General features: G+C 37.4%; 20 protein-coding genes and 3 tRNA genes. 15 read left to right on the top strand and 8 right to left on the bottom strand.

The genetic code is table 11. The annotated features are described in order from the left end of the window. Nucleotides 1–83: 83 nt before the first annotated feature. Both KN1_RS08505 and KN1_RS08500 read right to left on the bottom strand, forming a co-directional pair. Nucleotides 84–1721: an ABC transporter permease subunit gene (locus tag KN1_RS08505; protein WP_221287060.1), complete on the bottom strand. Its 1638-nt coding sequence runs from the start codon at nucleotides 1719–1721 to the stop codon at nucleotides 84–86. Beyond that, nucleotides 1718–2431: an ABC transporter ATP-binding protein gene (locus KN1_RS08500; RefSeq protein WP_221290621.1), complete on the bottom strand. Its 714-nt coding sequence runs from the start codon at nucleotides 2429–2431 to the stop codon at nucleotides 1718–1720. The genes KN1_RS08505 and KN1_RS08500 overlap by 4 nt, the downstream gene beginning before the upstream one ends. Nucleotides 2432–3360: 929 nt before the next feature. On the opposite strand from KN1_RS08500, the gene KN1_RS08495 reads away from it, so the two are divergent. The 6 genes from KN1_RS08495 to KN1_RS08470 all read left to right on the top strand — a co-directional run bounded on the left by KN1_RS08495 (nucleotide 3361) and on the right by KN1_RS08470 (nucleotide 6911). Continuing rightward, complete coding sequence (locus KN1_RS08495) at nucleotides 3361–3648, top strand: twin-arginine translocase TatA/TatE family subunit (RefSeq protein ID WP_221287059.1); 288 nt, start codon at nucleotides 3361–3363, stop codon at nucleotides 3646–3648. A gap of 19 nt (nucleotides 3649–3667) precedes the next feature. Then, complete coding sequence (locus KN1_RS08490; protein ID WP_221287056.1) at nucleotides 3668–4021, top strand: hypothetical protein; 354 nt, start codon at nucleotides 3668–3670, stop codon at nucleotides 4019–4021. Further along, nucleotides 4018–4848, top strand: coding sequence for a twin-arginine translocase subunit TatC (gene tatC / locus KN1_RS08485; protein ID WP_221287055.1), 831 nt, complete (start codon nucleotides 4018–4020; stop codon nucleotides 4846–4848). The genes KN1_RS08490 and tatC overlap by 4 nt, the downstream gene beginning before the upstream one ends. 63 nt (nucleotides 4849–4911) lie before the next feature. Then, nucleotides 4912–6159: a 3-isopropylmalate dehydratase large subunit gene (locus KN1_RS08480; protein ID WP_221287054.1), complete on the top strand. Its 1248-nt coding sequence runs from the start codon at nucleotides 4912–4914 to the stop codon at nucleotides 6157–6159. Beyond that, nucleotides 6156–6650, top strand: a complete 495-nt coding sequence (locus KN1_RS08475) for a 3-isopropylmalate dehydratase small subunit (RefSeq protein ID WP_221287052.1) — start codon at nucleotides 6156–6158, stop codon at nucleotides 6648–6650. The genes KN1_RS08480 and KN1_RS08475 overlap by 4 nt, the downstream gene beginning before the upstream one ends. A 45-nt stretch (nucleotides 6651–6695) precedes the next feature. Further along, on the top strand, nucleotides 6696–6911 hold the full coding sequence (locus KN1_RS08470; protein ID WP_221287050.1) for a hypothetical protein: 216 nt from the start codon (nucleotides 6696–6698) through the stop codon (nucleotides 6909–6911). Here the strand turns inward: KN1_RS08470 and bluB are convergent. Both bluB and KN1_RS08460 read right to left on the bottom strand, forming a co-directional pair. Continuing rightward, nucleotides 6883–7551 (bottom strand): 5,6-dimethylbenzimidazole synthase, encoded by a 669-nt coding sequence (bluB, locus tag KN1_RS08465; RefSeq protein WP_221287048.1) that lies wholly within the window; start codon nucleotides 7549–7551, stop codon nucleotides 6883–6885. The two genes, KN1_RS08470 and bluB, sit on opposite strands and share 29 nt — an antisense overlap. An 18-nt stretch (nucleotides 7552–7569) precedes the next feature. Beyond that, nucleotides 7570–8703, bottom strand: a complete 1134-nt coding sequence (locus tag KN1_RS08460; RefSeq protein ID WP_221290620.1) for a pyridoxal-phosphate-dependent aminotransferase family protein — start codon at nucleotides 8701–8703, stop codon at nucleotides 7570–7572. A gap of 147 nt (nucleotides 8704–8850) precedes the next feature. On the opposite strand from KN1_RS08460, the gene KN1_RS08455 reads away from it, so the two are divergent. Continuing rightward, complete coding sequence (locus tag KN1_RS08455; protein WP_221287046.1) at nucleotides 8851–9165, top strand: hypothetical protein; 315 nt, start codon at nucleotides 8851–8853, stop codon at nucleotides 9163–9165. Here KN1_RS08455 and KN1_RS08450 read toward each other — a convergent pair. Next, nucleotides 9152–9601, bottom strand: a complete 450-nt coding sequence (locus tag KN1_RS08450; protein ID WP_221287044.1) for an EVE domain-containing protein — start codon at nucleotides 9599–9601, stop codon at nucleotides 9152–9154. The genes KN1_RS08455 and KN1_RS08450 overlap by 14 nt on opposite strands. A 294-nt stretch (nucleotides 9602–9895) precedes the next feature. On the opposite strand from KN1_RS08450, the gene KN1_RS08445 reads away from it, so the two are divergent. Beyond that, nucleotides 9896–10147: a hypothetical protein gene (locus tag KN1_RS08445; RefSeq protein ID WP_225905633.1), complete on the top strand. Its 252-nt coding sequence runs from the start codon at nucleotides 9896–9898 to the stop codon at nucleotides 10145–10147. A gap of 136 nt (nucleotides 10148–10283) precedes the next feature. After that, nucleotides 10284–10372: transfer RNA gene (locus tag KN1_RS08440), tRNA-Val, on the top strand. A 159-nt stretch (nucleotides 10373–10531) separates the two neighbouring features. On the opposite strand, the gene KN1_RS08435 is transcribed toward KN1_RS08440, so the two are convergent. After that, a complete protein-coding gene (locus KN1_RS08435) occupies nucleotides 10532–11410 on the bottom strand; it encodes a CAP domain-containing protein (protein WP_221287042.1) in 879 nt (292 codons plus the stop codon). Nucleotides 11411–11458: 48 nt separating this feature from the next. Continuing rightward, nucleotides 11459–13372, bottom strand: coding sequence for a beta-CASP ribonuclease aCPSF1 (locus KN1_RS08430; RefSeq protein WP_420857144.1), 1914 nt, complete (start codon nucleotides 13370–13372; stop codon nucleotides 11459–11461). 83 nt (nucleotides 13373–13455) lie between these two features. Here KN1_RS08430 and KN1_RS08425 point away from each other — a divergent pair, with 83 nt between their 5' ends. Further along, on the top strand, nucleotides 13456–14508 hold the full coding sequence (locus tag KN1_RS08425) for an NAD(P)-dependent glycerol-1-phosphate dehydrogenase (protein WP_221287039.1): 1053 nt from the start codon (nucleotides 13456–13458) through the stop codon (nucleotides 14506–14508). On the opposite strand, the gene KN1_RS08420 is transcribed toward KN1_RS08425, so the two are convergent. Then, entirely contained in the window at nucleotides 14501–15202 is a 702-nt protein-coding gene (locus KN1_RS08420) for a peptidylprolyl isomerase (protein ID WP_221287038.1), read from the bottom strand. The two genes, KN1_RS08425 and KN1_RS08420, sit on opposite strands and share 8 nt — an antisense overlap. Nucleotides 15203–15290: 88 nt before the next feature. Between KN1_RS08420 and KN1_RS08415 the strand changes: the two genes are divergently transcribed. From KN1_RS08415 to KN1_RS08395, 5 genes are all read left to right on the top strand, one after another. Next, entirely contained in the window at nucleotides 15291–15476 is a 186-nt protein-coding gene (locus tag KN1_RS08415) for a 50S ribosomal protein L37e (RefSeq protein ID WP_221287036.1), read from the top strand. Next, a complete protein-coding gene (gene speE / locus KN1_RS08410; RefSeq protein WP_221287034.1) occupies nucleotides 15476–16384 on the top strand; it encodes a polyamine aminopropyltransferase in 909 nt (302 codons plus the stop codon). Before KN1_RS08415 ends, speE begins: the two co-directional genes overlap by 1 nt. A gap of 403 nt (nucleotides 16385–16787) precedes the next feature. Further along, nucleotides 16788–16898: transfer RNA gene (locus KN1_RS08405), tRNA-Ser, on the top strand. Nucleotides 16899–17406: 508 nt separating this feature from the next. Next, nucleotides 17407–17498, top strand: a tRNA-Met gene (locus tag KN1_RS08400). 229 nt (nucleotides 17499–17727) lie between these two features. Further along, the gene (locus KN1_RS08395; RefSeq protein ID WP_221287032.1) at nucleotides 17728–18396 is read left to right on the top strand and encodes a hypothetical protein; all 669 of its coding nucleotides are present in this window, start codon (nucleotides 17728–17730) and stop codon (nucleotides 18394–18396) included. The last annotated feature ends 4 nt before the right edge of the window (nucleotides 18397–18400 follow it).

Here is an 18400-nt window from a genome sequence, read left to right as displayed (position 1 = left end):
CAAAATACCAATCCAAGATAATAAATTCTTAAGTCTAGCCTAAAAATTAGGAAAAGCAAGTAAGGAGACGTAGAAAAATCGTTTTAAGCTAGGTATATTCCCTCTTCAGCAATATATTTCTGCCTAGATAAGTCCATTAGTTTTCTCGTAAACAGGATAGAATATATGACTACTATAATCCCGAATAGGAAAGATAACCAGGCCGCATCTGCAATATCTCCCACATTGGTATAGTAGACTATGTCCTTCATCATTCCGGTTCTAACATATAGGTTATACCCGTTGACTATGTCAGGCCAATATTCCGCTATTGCTAGACCTCCCCACGCGCTATTTATTGTGCTTGAGAGACCCGTAACTATATAGGGTAGTGTAGCGGGTATTATTATCTTCCTCATTTTATCCAAGAAACTTAGTTGGTAGTTTTTCATGATCTCCCAGTATTGAGTAGGCATGTTCTTAACACCTAACCAGAAACTATAGAACACATAATAGAATGTAGATATAAACCCTATAAGTAGCACATAGAATTCATTAGTAAATGGCCCAAATATAGCACGGAAAATCCCTATTGTAGCTAGAAAGAGTAAGGGGAAATACGCTGGAGCAGGGAACGCTGCAAAAGCCTGAATCACCGGTATTGCAACTTTCTCCACCTTTTCATGAGTGGCTAAATAATAGCCTAGGAATACGGCGAGTAAAAAGGAAACACCGGTTATTATACCTACCCTAATATAGTCGACTCCTATTGCTATCAGATCCTCTGGTATTGACGCTATTAAATGGTGCCATTCAGTAACAGAGACTGATAGGATAATGCCAATAGCACCATATATGATTAGTCCCAGTAATAATATACCTACAGAGACTCCTATAATTTTCCATAAACGGTCTCTCTTATGGGGTTCTTCATAATAGTCCTCATATGAATACCTTCTAAGCTTATCTACTGTAGGAAATACTCTTGCGATTTTTGTAAATGTAGGTAGACTATTAGTTAACCTTAATGAGCCCCTTATATTTAGTCTCCCTTTTTTACTAACCCGCATCTCAGTGTCTAGACCATATTTTGATACACTGTATTTTGCAAATTCTCTAAGTAGATATGTAATTATTGCTACGAAGACCCCTAATATTGCAAGCCCTTCAAGTGCGCCCAGATAGTTACCTTCTTGTGTTAGGTTAGCTATTACAGACCCTATGCCAAATACTTCAAAGTTTTTTGTCCCTACACTGAAGACTTCACTCACAGTTATGTAAAATAGTCCGTCTGAAAAACTTGACATTAACTCGGAAGATATCCGTGGAATAGAATAGGGTACGTAAAGCTTTAACATCTTACCCCAAAACCCGAACTTATAATTTTCACTTACTTCCACAAGGTCGTGCGGGACGGTCTTGAAAGCCTGATATATTCCCATCCAAATATTCCACACTGTTGCAGTAAATACTAGAAATAGTACTGCTAGTTCTATACCCAGACTTCCTCCAATATCATAGACAAAGAAGATGAATACTATGGGGAGAAAACTGAAAACTGGGACGGATTCAAAAACTTCGCTCAGGCTAATGTAAGTATTCTCAAAAACTTTGCTCTTGATTGAAGCCCAAGCAAGAAACCATCCACTTATAATAGAAGCCAATATCGTTAGCCAGACTCTACCTATAGATGCTAAAGAAGCTAAAACAAGGGTAGGGAATAATGAAATAAGCTCGTTCATATAGTTTCACCTTTTCCGTCCGTAATTTTCTTCTTTAGAGCAGGGCTTAGTAACTTGTAAAGTGTATCTACATATTCCTGGAACTTAGGATCATGTTGGTCTCTAGGCCTTGGTAGTTCAATTTTTATATTACCTACGACTGTAGCCGGGATACCGTTTAATACATAAACTCTATCAGCTAACTCCACGACTTCGAACAAGTTATGGGACACAAGGACTACTGTTTTTAAAGGTGACTCATCACTGAATAACATCTGATAGACTTCCTGCCTAAGCCCCTCAGCTGTTAGTTCATCTAGGTGTGAGAAAGGCTCGTCCATAAGAAGGACAACAGGGTCTGCTGCTAGTGCTCTCGCTATTGCGATCCTTTGCCTCATTCCTCCGCTCATTTGTTTGGGATAGAAGTTTTCAAACCCGGAGAGGCCTACTAAATCGAGCATCTTTTTTGCGATTCTTATTTCCTCATCTTTAGGAAGCTTTCTATATTTTAACCCTAGCCTTACATTATCTAGTGCGCTCATCCAAGGGAAAGTTGCTATTGATTGGTGGATTAACGCTATTTTGGGAGAAGGCTGAAGCACTTTTTTACCCATAAGTCTGACTTCTCCTTCTTTAGGTGGTACAAATCCTCCAAGAATTCTCAGTAGAGTAGACTTTCCTATCCCTGATGGCCCTACAATAGCTACTAGTTCATGGTCATACATTTCCATATTGACATGTCTTATTACAAAGTTATCCTCAACATAGGCATAACCTAAGTCTATTGTCTCTAATATTCTTCCATCTGACCACCTAAGGCAAAGGTCTTTTAACAATTTAAAAGTTTTACTCTTGATCTAGAGGGGAATATTTTAGGTCAAATCGATTAAGCGTAAAAAAATGGGTTTAAATGTAAGTAGAATTCTTAGCCCATAATAAATATATTGGAACATTTAATTTTAGAACAAATTAATTTATAATACTGATATAAAAATTTAAACTTATAGGGATACGACCATTTTATACTTAGTTATACCTTCGAAGTCAAGGTCTATGTCTTTATATGCTGGGGGTCTAACTACACTATAATAGGGATATTGTTGTCCTTTACATATTGGGAGTATAGTTTAATATTAGAAATATAATGGACAAAATCTTTTTCTATTATTGAAATTTGATAAATGTGAATATAAGAAGTGCTTAAATCACACAAGGGCCTTTTACTGTTCCTCTGCAAATTGTAATTTTATCCATAAAATTAGTATAATTCAATGCATAAATATATAGTACACGTAGAATCATTGTGGATAGCCTAAATTATAACCTCTTTATAATACGCTTTTATACGATATCATGTATTAATTATTTAATAATTATTGTTATGTCTGTACATTTAATTAAGTTATAATCTAAAACCATACTTAGATAGACGGAAATCGTAAAAGATACCTAAATTACCTCGGGAACGATTCACTACTTGAATATCATGTAATAATTTCTCAATTATTCATGAGTATATGACTAAAATAAAATCCTCTTTTATATACTTACTCTACCCAGAGATAATTCTCGTTTGGTGAATAAATAGATTAATATAAGTAACATATTAATGAAGTGAAAGTTTATTAGTATGGCCGACAACTATTAAATGTGATAAAATATGGGGCCAGTTCCTAATGACATAATAATACTGATTGTGGTTGCTATAATACTGTTCTTCGGAGCTACTAAAATTCCTGAGATATTTAGGTCGTTAGGCCGAGCTACAGGCGAGTTCAAGAAGGGAAAAATGGAAGCAGAAATGGAGCTTATGCAAATGCAACAAGCTCAGAACCAAAACATACAACCTAATCAATCTTCTAAAGAGGCAGACCTTCAGAAGAAAATTGATGAGTTACAAAAACAGTTAGAAGATTTAAAAAAGGAGCAGAAGCAACAAAACAGCTAAACCCCATTAGGTGGGGGAAATGATAAATTCAATAGACGATTTTTTAGTTATAGTTTTACTTGGGCTTTTACTATTCTCTGGGGATAAAAACTCCCTATCTACTATAAAATCAGCCATTAGGGGATATAACCAGCTGAAAAAGAAGCAAAGTGAGTTAATGAACGAATTAAGGAGGGAGCTAGAGGACGTATCAAGTTCAACTAATGAAATTGTGAGGGAGACTAATGATGTTACTTCTAGGGCTTTCAGAGAAACATCAACGACCTTAAACCAGGCAGCTGACGACATAAGGGTGAAAATATTAGAAGAAAGAATAAAGGAGCTAGAGGATGAGATTGAAAGGTTAAAGAAGCAAGGTGGCGTCAGTAAATGAGTTACCAGAAGGAAACCCAAGATAAAGAACTGCCTTTACTCGACCACATTAGGGAATTACTGACCAGACTAAAGAGGGTTATAATGATTTTGGCTTTTTTCTTCATTCTTTATTTCACTTTTGGGATAACCTTTATCCAGTTGGGTCCTTATCGGGTTCCAATCCCTTATCCTTCTTTATACCACAGTATCGCTGTGCTGTTTGTAAGGGATTTTATAGATAGAGAAATACCTCCCGGTCTTAAGCCTATAACAATTAACACCCTAGACCCAATATTTTCTGGGTTATCCGTAGCAGCATACTTAGCAATATTTTCAGCATCTCCTTTTATAGCTAGAGAATTTTGGGCTTTTGTTGCACCAGGTTTATATGAACATGAGAAGAAATTTGTCAGAAAAACAATAATTCCTGCTGTTCTCCTTTTCGCAGCTGGTTCTGCGTTCGCATATTTTATAATTTTACCTTTTATGTTCCTCTTTGTGTACAGATATGACTTAGCGTTAAATATAGACCCTACTCTCAGTTTTAAGTCAATAGTTTCAACAATATTACTTCTTATGACTGCTACTGGTGTAGCTTTTGAGCTCCCCTTAGTAATGGCGGGCATGACCAAGTTAGGCTTGGTAAAGCCCCATACATGGCTAAAGAACTGGAGATGGGGTGTAATGATCTCGTTTATAATAGCCTGGATCATTTCACCTGGGACTACCGGAGGGTTAATAGAGACTACTATAGGTATTATCCTCTCAGGATTATATTTTGCTGGGACTGCTGTATCTTATTTTATAGCTAGAAAGAATAATTCGAAAAAAGTGATTACTACTTAGTTCGAAATATGAACCATTTACGTAATAAACATTTATTTTTACCTTTTGTAACTTATCTACGGGATGTCTCAAACATTAACCGAAAAAATCTTAAGTAGGGCTGCAGGTAAAGCTGTCTCTCCAGCTGACGTTACCGAAATTAACGTAGACATCGCAGCATTCCACGACTTAACTGGGTATCACGTGATAGAAGTAATGGAAAAAGCGGGTATGTTAAAGGTATTTGATAAAGGAAAAATAGTTATAGCGTTTGATCATTTGGCACCGCCACCAGATGTCAGGAGTGCAGAAATTCAGGATCAGATCAGGCATTTTGTAAAGAACCTTTCCATCCCAAATTTCCACGACATAAATGTAGGTATATTACACCAAATACTTTTAGAAAAATATGCAAATCCCGGCTACGTCATAGTGGCAGCAGATAGCCACACTACTACTTCGGGTGCTGTAGGTGCCTTTGCACAAGGGTTAGGTGCAAGCGATGTTGCGGCAGCAGTAATTACGGGTAAGACGTGGGTAGTGGTACCTGAACCGTTTAAGATAACGTTAGAAGGGAAACCTAATAAGTGGATAAACGGAAAAGACGTAGCCTTAAAGATACTAGGTGACTTTAAAGCGGATTACTTTAACGGTATGTCTATAGAGGTCTTTGTAAAAGAACCTTCAGCTTTTCCTATGGACTTCAGGGCTACAGTATCTAATATGGGGATAGAGATGAATGCCGACGCGCTGATGTTCATACCTGATTCCGAAACGGTGAATTACATTAAAACAATGAGAGGATACGAACCTCAGTTAGTACAACCCGATAGCGGAGCTAAGTATAAAGACGAGTACACGATAGACCTATCTAAGTTAGAACCTTTAGTAGCTGCGCCGCACAGCGTAGATAACGTCAAAGCCGTAGGTGAAGTTGAAGGGCTTGAGGTTGACCAAGTGTATATAGGTTCATGTACTAATGGTAGGCTAAGTGATTTCGAGATGGCAGCTAAGATAATGAAGGGTAAAAGGGTAAAGACTAGGTGTATTGCTATCCCCGCCTCTTACGATTTATTTAGGAAGGCAATGGAAGCGGGGTATATCGATACCTTAGTTCAAGCGGGGTGTGTAGTGACATACGGTACGTGCGGTCCGTGTCTGGGAGGTCATTTTGGTGTAGCAGGTCCAGGTGAGGTCATGGTTTCGACGAGCTCTAGGAACTTTAAAGGAAGAATGGGGAGTCCAGACTCAAAAGTATACTTAGCAGGACCAGCTGTTGCAGCAGCTACGGCAGTTGAGGGTAAAATTACCGACCCGAGGCGGTTCTCATGATAGTTGAGGGGAAAGTCCTAAAGTTTGGTGATAAAATCGATACAGACATAATTATCCCCGCAAGGCACTTAAAGTACACTGATCCACAATACTTAGCACAACACGCTATGGAGCCTTTAGACCCTGAGTTTTATAAAAAAGCTTCTCAAGGTGTCATATTAGTAGCAGGAAAAGTATTCGGAATGGGTTCTTCAAGGGAACAAGCGGCTATTGCACTAAAGGCTGCCGGTGTGAGGGCTGTTATAGCTGAATCGTTTGCAAGGATATTCTTTAGGAACGCAATAAATAACGGGTTACCAGTAATAATTCTACCCGATGCTACGAAGAAGATAAACCAAGATGATTATATCAAAGTTAACGTAGAGACCGGAGAGATAGTTGTGAACCAGAATGTCGTATTAAAAGGTAAGGGTATTACCGGTATGCCCCTTGAAATATTGAAATCCGGAGGAATACTTTCATTCTTAAAATCCGCTAAAACTACAAACTAGAGCGAAATAAAAATCCTTATTTTTTAAAATCTTTAATATTACTTAATGGACAAGGTTATATTCGGGCTACTCTCTCTGGTATTAACTTTCTTTGACGTTAAAATTGGGCTCATGACGATTAGAGAGCTTTATGGGCCTAAAGCCTATTCCTTAGCGTTATCCCCTGAATTCTTAATTTTTTATGTATCTATAGTTTTCATGATAGAATACTATATTATTTCTGCTGTTAGCACTAAAATTTTACATTTTTTAAAGCAGTGATCAACTTCTCTTCCGGTCTATTACCGAAAAAGTCTTCATAGACTAATTCCTCTAAAGGTACTCTGGTTAGCCATCCTTTCTCTTCCAGCTCTGGTTTTTCAGGGAACTTATTAACATAACCTAGTGTAAGATATGCTACAAGATCAACATGTTCAGGTATTGAAAGGATTTTTTTAACATCATCTTTCTTAAAGAAACTTACCCATCCTACACCTATTCCTTCCGCTGTTGCGGCTAGCCAAAGGTTTTCTATGGCTAAGACCGTGCTATACTGACAAAGTTCGGGCATTGTAGTTCTACCAAGTACATTGGGACCGAAACGTTTAGGATCACAAGTTACAGCTAAATTTATCGGCGTATCAAGTATAGCCTCTATTTTAATGTTATCAAATATTCTCTTTCTTTCTTCATCCAGTTTTTTTCTAAAATTCTCTCTTTCTATTTGTACTAGTTCCTTAATTTTCGATCTTTTTTCTACATCTTTTATAATAATGAAATTCCACGGTTGAGAGTAACCAACTGAAGGAGCTAAATGAGCTGCAAGTAAAATCTTAGCCAGAACTTCATCAGGTATTGGTTTATCCTTTATGTAATAGCTCCTGACGTCCCTCCTTTTCTTTATGGCTTCATATAAATCCATATGGATAAAATATCCATCTTATGATAAATAAGATTGTGTAGCCTTAACTCCTTCGCCGATCTTAATGTCCTCTCCTAGGCGTTTAAGTGTTCTCTCTAGGGCAGAGATAGTCACGACAGCATCATTTGGTGTAACCCATCCCATGTGGCCTATTCTAATATATTTTCCTTGCAGTGAAGGGTGAACACCAGGAGCTAATTCCACACCTTCTTTAACTATTTCGGCTAATACGTCTTGGGCTTTAACTTTCTTAAGCATTACGCCTGTAACCGTATTACTATAAGCCTCAGGCTTTTTAGCTACTACATTAAGCCCCATCCCTTCTATGCCTGCCCTTATGGCTCCGGCTACTTTTTCATGTCTTTTAATTCTGTTTTCTATCCCTTCATCCTGTACCAGTTTTAAAGCCTCGTTTAGCATGAACACCGTATGGACTGGTAATGTCGAGAAATAAGCTGATTTACCCTCTTCCATTCCTCTCATTACTGGTAGCCAGTTATTGAGGTCGAGATAATACCCAGCGATGTTTTCTCCTTTTAAATTCTTCATAGCGTTTTCAGAAACTACCAGTAGTCCCAGTCCCGGGGGTGCTCCTATGGCTTTTTGGCTTGCGGTCAGGTAAATATCTACATTCCAGTCTTTTGCCTTCACTTCTTCAGCACCTACACTTGATACCCCGTCGACTACTATTATATCTACATAATCTCTAATCTCTTCTACACTTTCTTTTATAGGGTGCCTTACTCCAGTGCTCGTCTCTACATGTGTGAACGTGATTAGTTTATAATGTTTTTGCTTGACCTTTTCTCTAATAGACTCTATTCCAACGTAATCCCCTGCATCAGCCTTTAGGCAGTCAACTTCTACTGGATATTTTTTGAAAATATTGAGCCATCTATCGCCAAATACTCCGTTAGTAACTACTAGGACTTTATCTCCTCTAGATAGAAACGAAGTTACGCTCTCCATTGCCGAAGTCCCGCCGCCTGGTATAATGAACGGTTGGTATGTCTGGTCAGCTTGGAACAGATATCTGACTCGTTTTAGAGAACTTTGGAATGCATTAACGAATTCTTCCGATGTAAAACCTACATTATTTTTCAGTCCTGCATATAGTACTTCTTCATAAATGTCTACAGGACCTACGTGCATAAGGAGTTTTTTATTTTTTACCAAGTCCATGGGTAATAATATACTACTTAAAGGGTAAAATATCCTATCCTTCATAGGGAATACACGTAGTTAAGTAAATTCTTCTGCCTTCAGTCTTTAAACATATTATCATATAATATATATAACATGACAGACATTGTAGATTATGCAATAGTTAAGAGGGCATACGAAAATTACGTTAACGAGATCTCATATTGTAGGAGTGATAGGGAACTTCTAATTGTAATAAAGAAGTTTATAAGCTTCTTAAAGGAGATGTACTTCGAGGCTGCGGGTGAAAAACTTAGGCAATATATCCACCAACATATGAAATTAGCTAGAAGGATTTTATTCGTAATAAGGCTTAAATATGTGATAATATTTGTCTATCACTTACTTCTGGAGAGGCTTGTAAATGAGTTATTAAATGCCATAAGGTACTTTATATCTATAGTAAGATAGATTCCTTCAGGCACTGCTCTATAAGCTGGACGTCTATCAGCGGTATAGGTCTCTTAAGGTTTGCCGGTACGTTTCTAAGGTATTTTGAGAACTGATATTTATCTTCGATAAAATGGACCTTCTCGATAATATCCTTTGATGAACATTCTCCAACAACTATTTTTTCTAGTTTTACACGATAAATATAGATGGGCCTATTCTTAATTTTTTCTTCAGGAAATAATATAGTAGAGTCTGTATACCAGTCTGATATTACCGAATAAATTCCCACAAACTTACCGCCATATTTTTTAGCATAATATTTATTTACGTAAAATATAAGACCGTCTCCTTTCTTTACATATTGCTTTATACTTTCTTTGTTATAACCGTAAATATTAATAGAAAGAATAGCTTCCCAAAAATCCTCCTGAACTGGGATTATCCAGTAAGCCACGATATCAAAAATACGTGTTAGCTATATAAGTATGACGTATTTTTCTAATTAACTTGGATTTTATTTTTATTCAAAAATATTTATTTATAACTTTAAAAATATTGCGTGAATAAGGCGTAGATCCGACTAAACTTTTAATTTAAATTGGTTAACTTTTATTTCTCTATCTACATATAAGGACTAAATATACAAATGCCGTTTAATCCAACTAATTTTCTTTGAAATAAATTATAACAACATAGAATATAAAAACTAATCCTAAAACTTAATAAGATATATTCATCAATCATTCTTGTGAGAAGGCTTTTCGCTTTTATAACGCCAAAAAGGGAGGTTTCTTTAAGGGATTACGAGATAAAGATGTTAAGGAATATTGGCAAGAGGTTTGACTTAGGTAGGCTTGTAGAATATGATAGGTGGGATGACGGTAATATAAGATACATTAACGCAGTTTTTGAAAAGGGTAAAATAAGAATGAAATATGTAGAAGGGAAAGAGGCAATTGCAGAAATTAAACAATGGAGAAGTGAATCATTAAGGTTCTAAGAGTAAGATAATTATTTGTTTCTTTACTTCTATATTAAATATAGATATTATACTTAAAGTCTCGTTAAACTAGTACGTTATTACTGTAGTATATTTGGACTTAATCTTATAAGCAAGTGTTTTTTAACATTATAATGGGCCCGTCGTCTAGCCTGGTTAGGACGCCGCCCTGACGACCTATGGTTAGAGCGGCGGAAATCCTGGGTTCAAGTCCCAGCGGGCCCATTAATCATGCTTTCTGAGGCTTAAATGACTCTTAATCCTCCTGATATGCCAAATGAGTTTAGGAATAATGTCATACTTTAGAGTATGACTAGGTATAAGCTGAAATTTTTCCAAAGGATATTATATAAAAATTTTGTTCAATCTTTTGTATGTCCACCATCATATTAAAATAGTATAAATAGCGAGGTTACACTCTCCTTTTCTCTTGTTCGTATATGGTTTCCAATTAATAGGTTCTCTCAATATACTTGTAAAAAGTATTGAGTACATTCCCCTTCTAGTAAAGAGAAAGGGAAAACTTATAGAGAAAGAAATATTATTAGCCATAGATTTAGAATAATGTATACGTGGGATTGAGCTTATTCCTTTATTAAATACCCACTCTAATGGCCTTATAGTTTTTAGCTTAGGGTATTTGTACGGATACGGTACGACTCCGGCTACAGGATTTCCAAGCGTATAATAACTTTTGTTTACTAAATCGGGATTGGGCTCATAATGAAAGATTAGAATTGATTTGGGCTCTACATTCCCTAGTATATTCCCCCTTAGGGTGATTAACCCGTTTCTAAGAATAGGTCTTTGTGTCCACTCAATCTTAGCAGTAATCATAGTCACTACCAAGTAAATTGCATTGGCGTTATAAGATACGTAAATGTCTGCATAATTGTGACATGGATCCAGCAAAGAGTCTCGGTGTCCCCATCCGGAATCTCCATCTTCATATATCATATCGTAAATACAATGCTTAGCCCTATTAACTGCCTCGTCCCGAGAAAAAAACCCAATCCCTCCCTCAGAGCTTATGTAACACAAGTTTTCTTCCATATAGTGGTATTGGTTTAGCATGTTGTAATAATAAGGAGGTATAAGTCCCTTTCTATCATAGTGACCGTAGAATTTATCTTTTAACATATATTTAGCTTTAAACTTAGAATAACCGGTATTTGCATAATTTACTGGTGGGATCCTATTTTTCGTTCTCAATTCATTCAGATAATTTACTAAATATTTGGATAAGCTGGTCTCCGTATCCATCTTTATACCTAAAAATTTTAAAAAGTGGTATAAGTTATGTTTAATTTACTAAGCTACCCTTAAACTATCTAGTATCTGTGGGGTATATATTTTAGTCCCCCTTAGTCCTAGCTTATCCTTCTCCCTATCAACTTGCTTCCTGAATGACTCTATAGCGCCTGGCTCACCGTGGTTTAACACTAAATTCCTTGGTTTTGCACTTAAATTACGTAAGTAATGAAGTAGCTGTCTCCTATCGGAGTGCCCTGAAAACCCTTCGACATGTGTTACTTCCATTGCTATTTTTATATTTTCTACCCTTCCGTCTCTGTCTATTATTTGTACCTCCTTAACACCATCTCTAATTTTTCTACCTAGAGTTCCTTCTGCTTGATAACTTACGAAGACTATCGCATTTCTGTTGTCAGGTGCCATTGTTTTAAAGAATTCTACTGCAGGTCCTCCATTTAGCATACCCGATGTAGCTAGAATAATGCTCGGTTCCCCTTGTGCAATATCTTCTCTGTAGCCGTCTATTCTGTGGAAGAACTCTGAGGTAAACGGGTTTTCATCCTTGTAGAGTATAGCCTCTCTAACTTCCCTACTTAACATCTCTGGATATGCGTTGTGAATAGCTGTAATCTCGTCGACTAGACCGGTGACATAAATAGGCACTTGGGGTATCTTCTTATTCTTCATTGCTTCATTCAATACTAACATAATTTCTTGTCCACGACCTACTGCTAAGACCGGTATTAGGACTTTCCCTCCTTTACTTAAAGTATTATTTATAATACTAATCAACTTCTCCTCTGCCTCTTCTCTACCTTCTTGCTCTTGTGCACCGTAAGTAGTTTCCATAATCATAGTATCTACTCTTAGGAACTCATCATTAGCTTTATCAAGTAACTTTGTCCTAGCGTACTTAAAATCTCCAGTATAGACTATATTATGGGTACCTTCACCTATATGTAAATGAGCCATTGCAGAACCTATTATATGTCCAGCATTATAAAACGTAAGTTTTATATCAGGAGCTATATCTGTAACTTCTTCATAGTCAAGAGTAATTGTATGTAACAATTCTTTCCTAACTTCTTTGGCAGTGTATGGTACTGGTCTTCCTTCTTTTTCAGCTACATCGAGGGCGTCTAATTGCATTAATGCCATTATATCTCTTGTAGGTGCAGTTGTGTACACCGGGCCATTATAACCATATTTAAAGAGTAAAGGAACCATCCCACAGTGGTCCAGATGGGCATGTGTTATTACTACTGCGTCAATATCTTCTAATCTTACTTGGTCTATGTCTAATCTGGGAAAGAACTTTTCTCCTCCAGTAACACTTGGATTTAAACCGGTATCCAGTAAAATCTTACTTTCTGGGGTTTCCACTAATACAGCTGACCTTCCTACTTCATAGAACCCACCTAAGGCCGTAACTCTCACCGACCTTTCCTTGAACAATAACTCTCTATGTATTCTTTCTCCGAAAACTTTGAGTATTTTTGCATGGTATTCGGTCTCGTTATAAATATGTGTCAAAATACTGTCTATAGTCCTTGATTTAATAGGGGGCTCTCTTACTATTACGGGCCTCCAGAAAGTCTCGAAAAAGATCTTGTTTTGGAGCGTACCGCCTTTACCAATTACAAGCCCCGGTTTTTTAGCTTTAATTAGAACTTCCCCTAGCTCGTCATCGAATTTAATGTTAACAATTTCCGCTTCTTTGGGTACTATATTTTTAATTATTTCTTCAGTTTCTTTCTTATCTTTTCTCGCTTTCTCATCTGCCTTTATTACTATTCTTTTCTTTATATCTTTAGCTATCTTCTTTACTATTTCTCCTTTATCTGCTAAGATAGAAGGGTTCTTTACATATACTGCAATCTCGGGTCCTTCAAATTCTATTTTGGTTATTTGGGCTTCTTTAGGCAGGTTCCCATATATTGCTGATATTATATTTAACCTAACTGAACTCACAGCATTCACCAACTCTTAAAGAAGTAGACTTACAAGCACATGTATAGCAACTTTTAATATTTAAATTCTTGTTATATACAACCGTGGAAAGTAAAGAACATATAATAGATCTGCCAAAGAGGGTTTACATCGGTAACGACTTAATTTCTAGTATTAGGGAATACCTGATAAGCTTAAACCTATCAGATCCCTTTCTCGTTGTAACTGGTCCTATAGTTAGAATGAGCATTACATCGAAGCTATTTGATTCATTATCCAATTTTAAATATGAAGTAATTGAAGTGAAGAGCGCAGATATAGAAGAGGTAAACCACGTTGAAGAATTCGCTAAACAGATTAAAGCTAATGTGATAATAGGAGTCGGCGGAGGAAGCGTAATAGATGTAGCTAAATACGTTGCGTTCAGAATAGACAAGGAATTTATAAGTATACCCACCGCGCCATCTCATGATGGAATTACATCTCCCTTTGCTGCAATTAAGGGAATGGGAAAACCTATATCAGTGAAAGCCAAGGGCCCACTAAGTATTATAGCCGATATTCAAATCCTATCAACAGCACCTAGAAGGTTAATAAACGCTGGAGTCGGAGACACAATAGGAAAATTCATAGCTGTGAGGGACTGGAAGCTGGCTTCTAAGATTACGGGTGAATATTACGGCGATTACACTGCGTCATTAGCACTTCTTTCAGCAAAACACGCGCTGTCTTGCACAAAATTACTTAACAAGGATCTAAGAGCGGGGGTGAGAATACTTACAGAAGCGTTAATTAGTAGCGGAGTAGCTATGGGAATGGCTGGGAGCACGAGACCTGCAAGCGGTTCAGAGCATTTATTCGCTCATGCAATAGAAATGTTATACCCGGGTAAAGGGTTACACGGTGAATTAGTAGCGATTGGTACTATTCTAATGGCTTATGTCCACGGTATAAACTGGAGAAAGATAAAGAAGGCAATGAAAAGAGTAGGATTACCGACTAATGCTAAAGAGGTCGGAATACCTGAAGAAGGAGTTATAAAGGCCCTGACTATAGCCCACAGTATAAGACCTGAAAGGTATACTATTTTGGGAGATAGAGGATTAAGCTGGAGTTCAGCTGAAAAAATAGCTAGAGAGACGGGCGTGATTAGCTGAAAGTCGACTTATTGTACGTTTCAATGAATGATACATTGGCTTCGGGTAATACATACGTTATAATATCACGTGCAGTTATATAAATTCTAGACTGTAGATCCTCCACCAGGTAAAACTCCTTAGGCACAGTAATCTTAACATCCTTTTTATCGCTGCCTACCTCTACACCGAATTTATCTATATTTGAGCTCCCAAAATACCTTTCAATTAAAGCCTTAACCTTGTCCAACTCAGTTTCTGCAACCTTTACCACTTTTACTCTATATACTAACGTTCTCCCAGCCAAGGGGTGGTTATAGTCTAGGATAACCCTACCTCCAGTAACACTCTTGACTACCGCGATACTTCCGTTGCTCATCCTCAACATCATGTTAGGGTAAGGTCTTATACCTTGTTTCCTCAACTCACCCAGAGACATGGTTTTTACTTTGTTAGGGTCTCTCTCTCCATAAGCTTTCTCGGGAGGGATCTCTATTTCTTTTTCCTCTCCCACATTCATTTGATATAGAGCATCTTCCAGCCCTTTAATTACAGCCCCTTCGCCGAGAATTACGAGTTTAGGTTTGTAAATTTTTTCATTATCATATATGTTTGCTTTTTTAGCTTCCTCCTCTATTGTAGTATCGAAGATCTCCCCCGTATCTTTTATTCTTGCTACGTAGTCAATATAGATGAAATCTTTGTCTTTAAACATTGAGTATCTAAAATTAGTATAGCTACTAGTTTTTAAAGCTAAGCAAATAAAGTTATAAACGAGTTAGTTAATCTGATAATGGAAGGCAATGAAAGGTACACCTTCGTTCGGTAAAATGAATAAGGGATCTACTCACATTAGGTGCAGAAGATGCGGTAGGAACGCGTTCAATGCAAGAAAAGGCTATTGTGCGGCTTGCGGGTTCGGGAGGACTAAGAAGATCAGAAGATACAGCTGGCAAAATAAGAAAGTTAACGGAGTGAGATTAGTATAATGTACGAGTGGCACTGGCACATTGAATGGCAAACCCCTTATGAGTATCACGCCCATGCAATTAAGAAAGTAATAGCGGAAGAGAAAAGTGAATTCCAAAGAGTCCTTCTAGTTGAGCTTTTCAGGTTCGGTAAGAGCTTAATAATAGACGGTAAGGTTCAATCCACAGTATCAGATGAGTATATTTACCATGAGACGCTCGTTCACCCACTTCTTTTATCTCTTAATTCGCCTAAAGACGTATTGATCCTCGGCGGTGGAGAAGGAGCAACACTGAGGGAAGTCTTAAAGCACAAAAGCGTTAACCAAGCCGTCATGGTCGACATTGACCCTGTCGTAATTGAATTTGCTAAGAAATACCTACAGGAGTGGCATCAGGGTAGCTTTGATGACCCTAGAACGAAACTTATTATCGGGGACGGTTATAAATACGTTAAAGAAACAAAAGAGAGATTTGACGCAGTTGTTTTAGACCTAACAGACCCTATAAAAGACTCACCTTCTCAGCTCCTCTACACTGTCGAATTTTATAAACACGTTAAAGCTATACTAAAAGAAAACGGAGGGATAGTAACCCAAGCCACATCACCCTCATTTAGCCTCGACACTTTTTCTGCAATATATAATACTCTGAGGAACGTATTCAAATACGTTAGTGCATCAATTGCTTACATACCAGGGTTTGATAGCCTATGGGGATTTGTTTATGCTTCTGATTCCGTAAACCCTTCATCAATTGCGGGTAAACAAATCGACAACCTAATAAGGGAGAGAATAGCCGGTGAACTTAAGTTTTATGATGGAGAGACTCATGAGATGATTTTCAGTATTCCTAAGAATATAAGGAGTAAATTGGAAACCGAAAAGAAGGTGTCTACGGAAAAAGAGCCCGTAGCAGTACCTGCATAGAAAGGCAGAATTTATACTCCGTCAGGCCTTAATGAGTAACGACTCGATCTATAACCTACAGTCAATGCGCGTCGTTTTAGGACTATCATCGCCCTTTATACGCTGATCAAGTAACATTTTCTGTATAACTCTCATGCCTGATTATGGGTTTACTGATTTTGACGTGTGATATTACATATTTATGGTTAAGCCTTCAAATTCTAAAAACTTAACATAAGATAGAATATAAGTGTACACGTAGGTGATTAGGGTAATAGTCAGCTGTCACGATTTTTCTAGTAAATATTAATCGAGTAAAAAACCTTGACTGTAAAAGTGCCCTCTACATAAAAAATGTGGGGCTTTTCAACCGCCTTTTTATCAATGTGTAACTTTTAAAGTTACAATTACTAATCTATTAATTGCCGGGGTGCCCGAGCGGACCAAGGGGGTAGGCTCGAGATCATTTCCAGCGAGAAAGAGGGGCGACCTACTGCCTCTCCGAGGCACGCGGGTTCAAATCCCGCCCCCGGCGTCTTTTTCCCACTAGAGCAACTAAGTTATACTAGTTATACCTTCAACGCCAAGGCCTATGCCCTTATATGCTGAAGGTCTTGTTTATCACAATAGGGATATTCTTGTCCTTTACACATTGACGGAGTATAAAGTCCTCTTATGGTTCATATTTTTAATATATCTAAGACCCTCTCTTAGCTCGCGGGTAAAAATGACGTATAAGACAGTTTTATCCATAATCTCTTTAAAATTTAGGTAAAAATGAGTTATTGTACAATTGTATGGTCTTTACTTTGCGATCTTTAAAAAGTTATTATACTCGGTCAGTTTGTAAAGGACAACAGGAACTTTAGCCTAAAGTATACGCATTCGCTATAAATACGACGAAGGACTTACCCTTTAGTGCTTGACTGAGTATAAAGTACAGAGTTTGTTTTATCTAACCCTTTTGTAGTTTTCACCCTAATATTACATAGAAAGCTTTAATTACGTAGCGCGAATAAATTAGAGTAGCGGAGGGAATAAGTAGCGGCGTAGGGTAGCCAGGTATCCCGCGGGGCTCATAGGGTGTTTCTCCTGAGACACCCCGAGATCCCAGGTTCAAATCCTGGCGCCGCTACCTTTCCCCCGCTCTTTATGATGACAAAGAGCCGAATGGATTAGTGACATTTTCTGTGGGCAGCCACTGAGAACTTACTTGATCAAAGTTTTCAATTTTAACTAAGTAAAGCTGATAATAATTCTATTTTAATACATATGAAAAACTGTATAGATATTATTAAAATTGTTGAAAAGTATAAATGGCTGACGAGAAAATTTTAATATGAAAACCGCCAATTTGTGATAGCGTGCCAAAGAAAGGAGGTAAGCCTAAGAAACGTGACACTAAACTAACACCGGTGTACAGTGATGCTCTAGACGAGCTAAATTATATTGTAAACTCTTTACTGAACGTTAAACATACTTCGCTTAACGGTAAAAGTGATGATGAAAACCCTCGTACTGCTGTGTTAAGCGATATAATTATGCAAGTTGCTCACTCTTTAAAAGTCACGCGTAATGCAGATATCCTTGAGTACTTATCCAGTTATTTATTACTCTCCTATTTGATTAAACTAAATAGGCGAGGATTTCTACGGGTTCCGTTATCGGTTTTTACTAAACTCGATAAGAATATAATCGATGAGATCCTCTTGTGGTATAAGAACGTTACGTTACAGTATGCTGATAGCGTGAAAGGGCTAATTCAGCAAAAGGATATAATAACTGAGTCCGATATCCAGAACTTACTTGATAAGACTCCACTATTATCGGATATCTCTCCAATTATAACCGTAAACAAGGATCAGAACGCAAATCAAGACAAGTTCTATGTGACTATTACGATCCAAGGGTCGACCGGGAATCTTACACAAGGTATAGGTGAGATCCTAAAGAATTTTCTCGACCGTATGGGGTTTAAAATAGAGGAACAAAGATTTTTTGAGGACCTTATAGAGTTTTTAATATCTACCTAACAGC

It is taken from the genome of Stygiolobus caldivivus (assembly GCF_019704315.1).
GTDB classification, from domain to species: domain Archaea; phylum Thermoproteota; class Thermoprotei_A; order Sulfolobales; family Sulfolobaceae; genus Stygiolobus; species Stygiolobus caldivivus.
The sequence above is the reverse complement of the archived record's forward strand: the minus strand, read 5'-3'. Positions and strand labels throughout refer to the sequence as shown.

Bases quoted from the DNA above. Each gene is read 5' to 3' on its own strand.
- KN1_RS08505 (WP_221287060.1), bottom strand. From the start codon at position 1,721: ATGAACGAGCTTATTTCATTATTCCCTACCCTTGTTTTAGCTTCTTTA.
- KN1_RS08500 (WP_221290621.1), bottom strand. From the start codon at position 2,431: ATGGAAATGTATGACCATGAACTAGTAGCTATTGTAGGGCCATCAGGG.
- KN1_RS08495 (WP_221287059.1), top strand. From the start codon at position 3,361: ATGGGGCCAGTTCCTAATGACATAATAATACTGATTGTGGTTGCTATA.
- KN1_RS08490 (WP_221287056.1), top strand. From the start codon at position 3,668: ATGATAAATTCAATAGACGATTTTTTAGTTATAGTTTTACTTGGGCTT.
- tatC (WP_221287055.1), top strand. From the start codon at position 4,018: ATGAGTTACCAGAAGGAAACCCAAGATAAAGAACTGCCTTTACTCGAC.
- KN1_RS08480 (WP_221287054.1), top strand. From the start codon at position 4,912: ATGTCTCAAACATTAACCGAAAAAATCTTAAGTAGGGCTGCAGGTAAA.
- KN1_RS08475 (WP_221287052.1), top strand. From the start codon at position 6,156: ATGATAGTTGAGGGGAAAGTCCTAAAGTTTGGTGATAAAATCGATACA.
- KN1_RS08470 (WP_221287050.1), top strand. From the start codon at position 6,696: ATGGACAAGGTTATATTCGGGCTACTCTCTCTGGTATTAACTTTCTTT.
- bluB (WP_221287048.1), bottom strand. From the start codon at position 7,551: ATGGATTTATATGAAGCCATAAAGAAAAGGAGGGACGTCAGGAGCTAT.
- KN1_RS08460 (WP_221290620.1), bottom strand. From the start codon at position 8,703: ATGCACGTAGGTCCTGTAGACATTTATGAAGAAGTACTATATGCAGGA.
- KN1_RS08455 (WP_221287046.1), top strand. From the start codon at position 8,851: ATGACAGACATTGTAGATTATGCAATAGTTAAGAGGGCATACGAAAAT.
- KN1_RS08435 (WP_221287042.1), bottom strand. From the start codon at position 11,410: ATGGATACGGAGACCAGCTTATCCAAATATTTAGTAAATTATCTGAAT.
- KN1_RS08420 (WP_221287038.1), bottom strand. From the start codon at position 15,202: ATGTTTAAAGACAAAGATTTCATCTATATTGACTACGTAGCAAGAATA.
- KN1_RS08415 (WP_221287036.1), top strand. From the start codon at position 15,291: ATGAAAGGTACACCTTCGTTCGGTAAAATGAATAAGGGATCTACTCAC.
- speE (WP_221287034.1), top strand. From the start codon at position 15,476: ATGTACGAGTGGCACTGGCACATTGAATGGCAAACCCCTTATGAGTAT.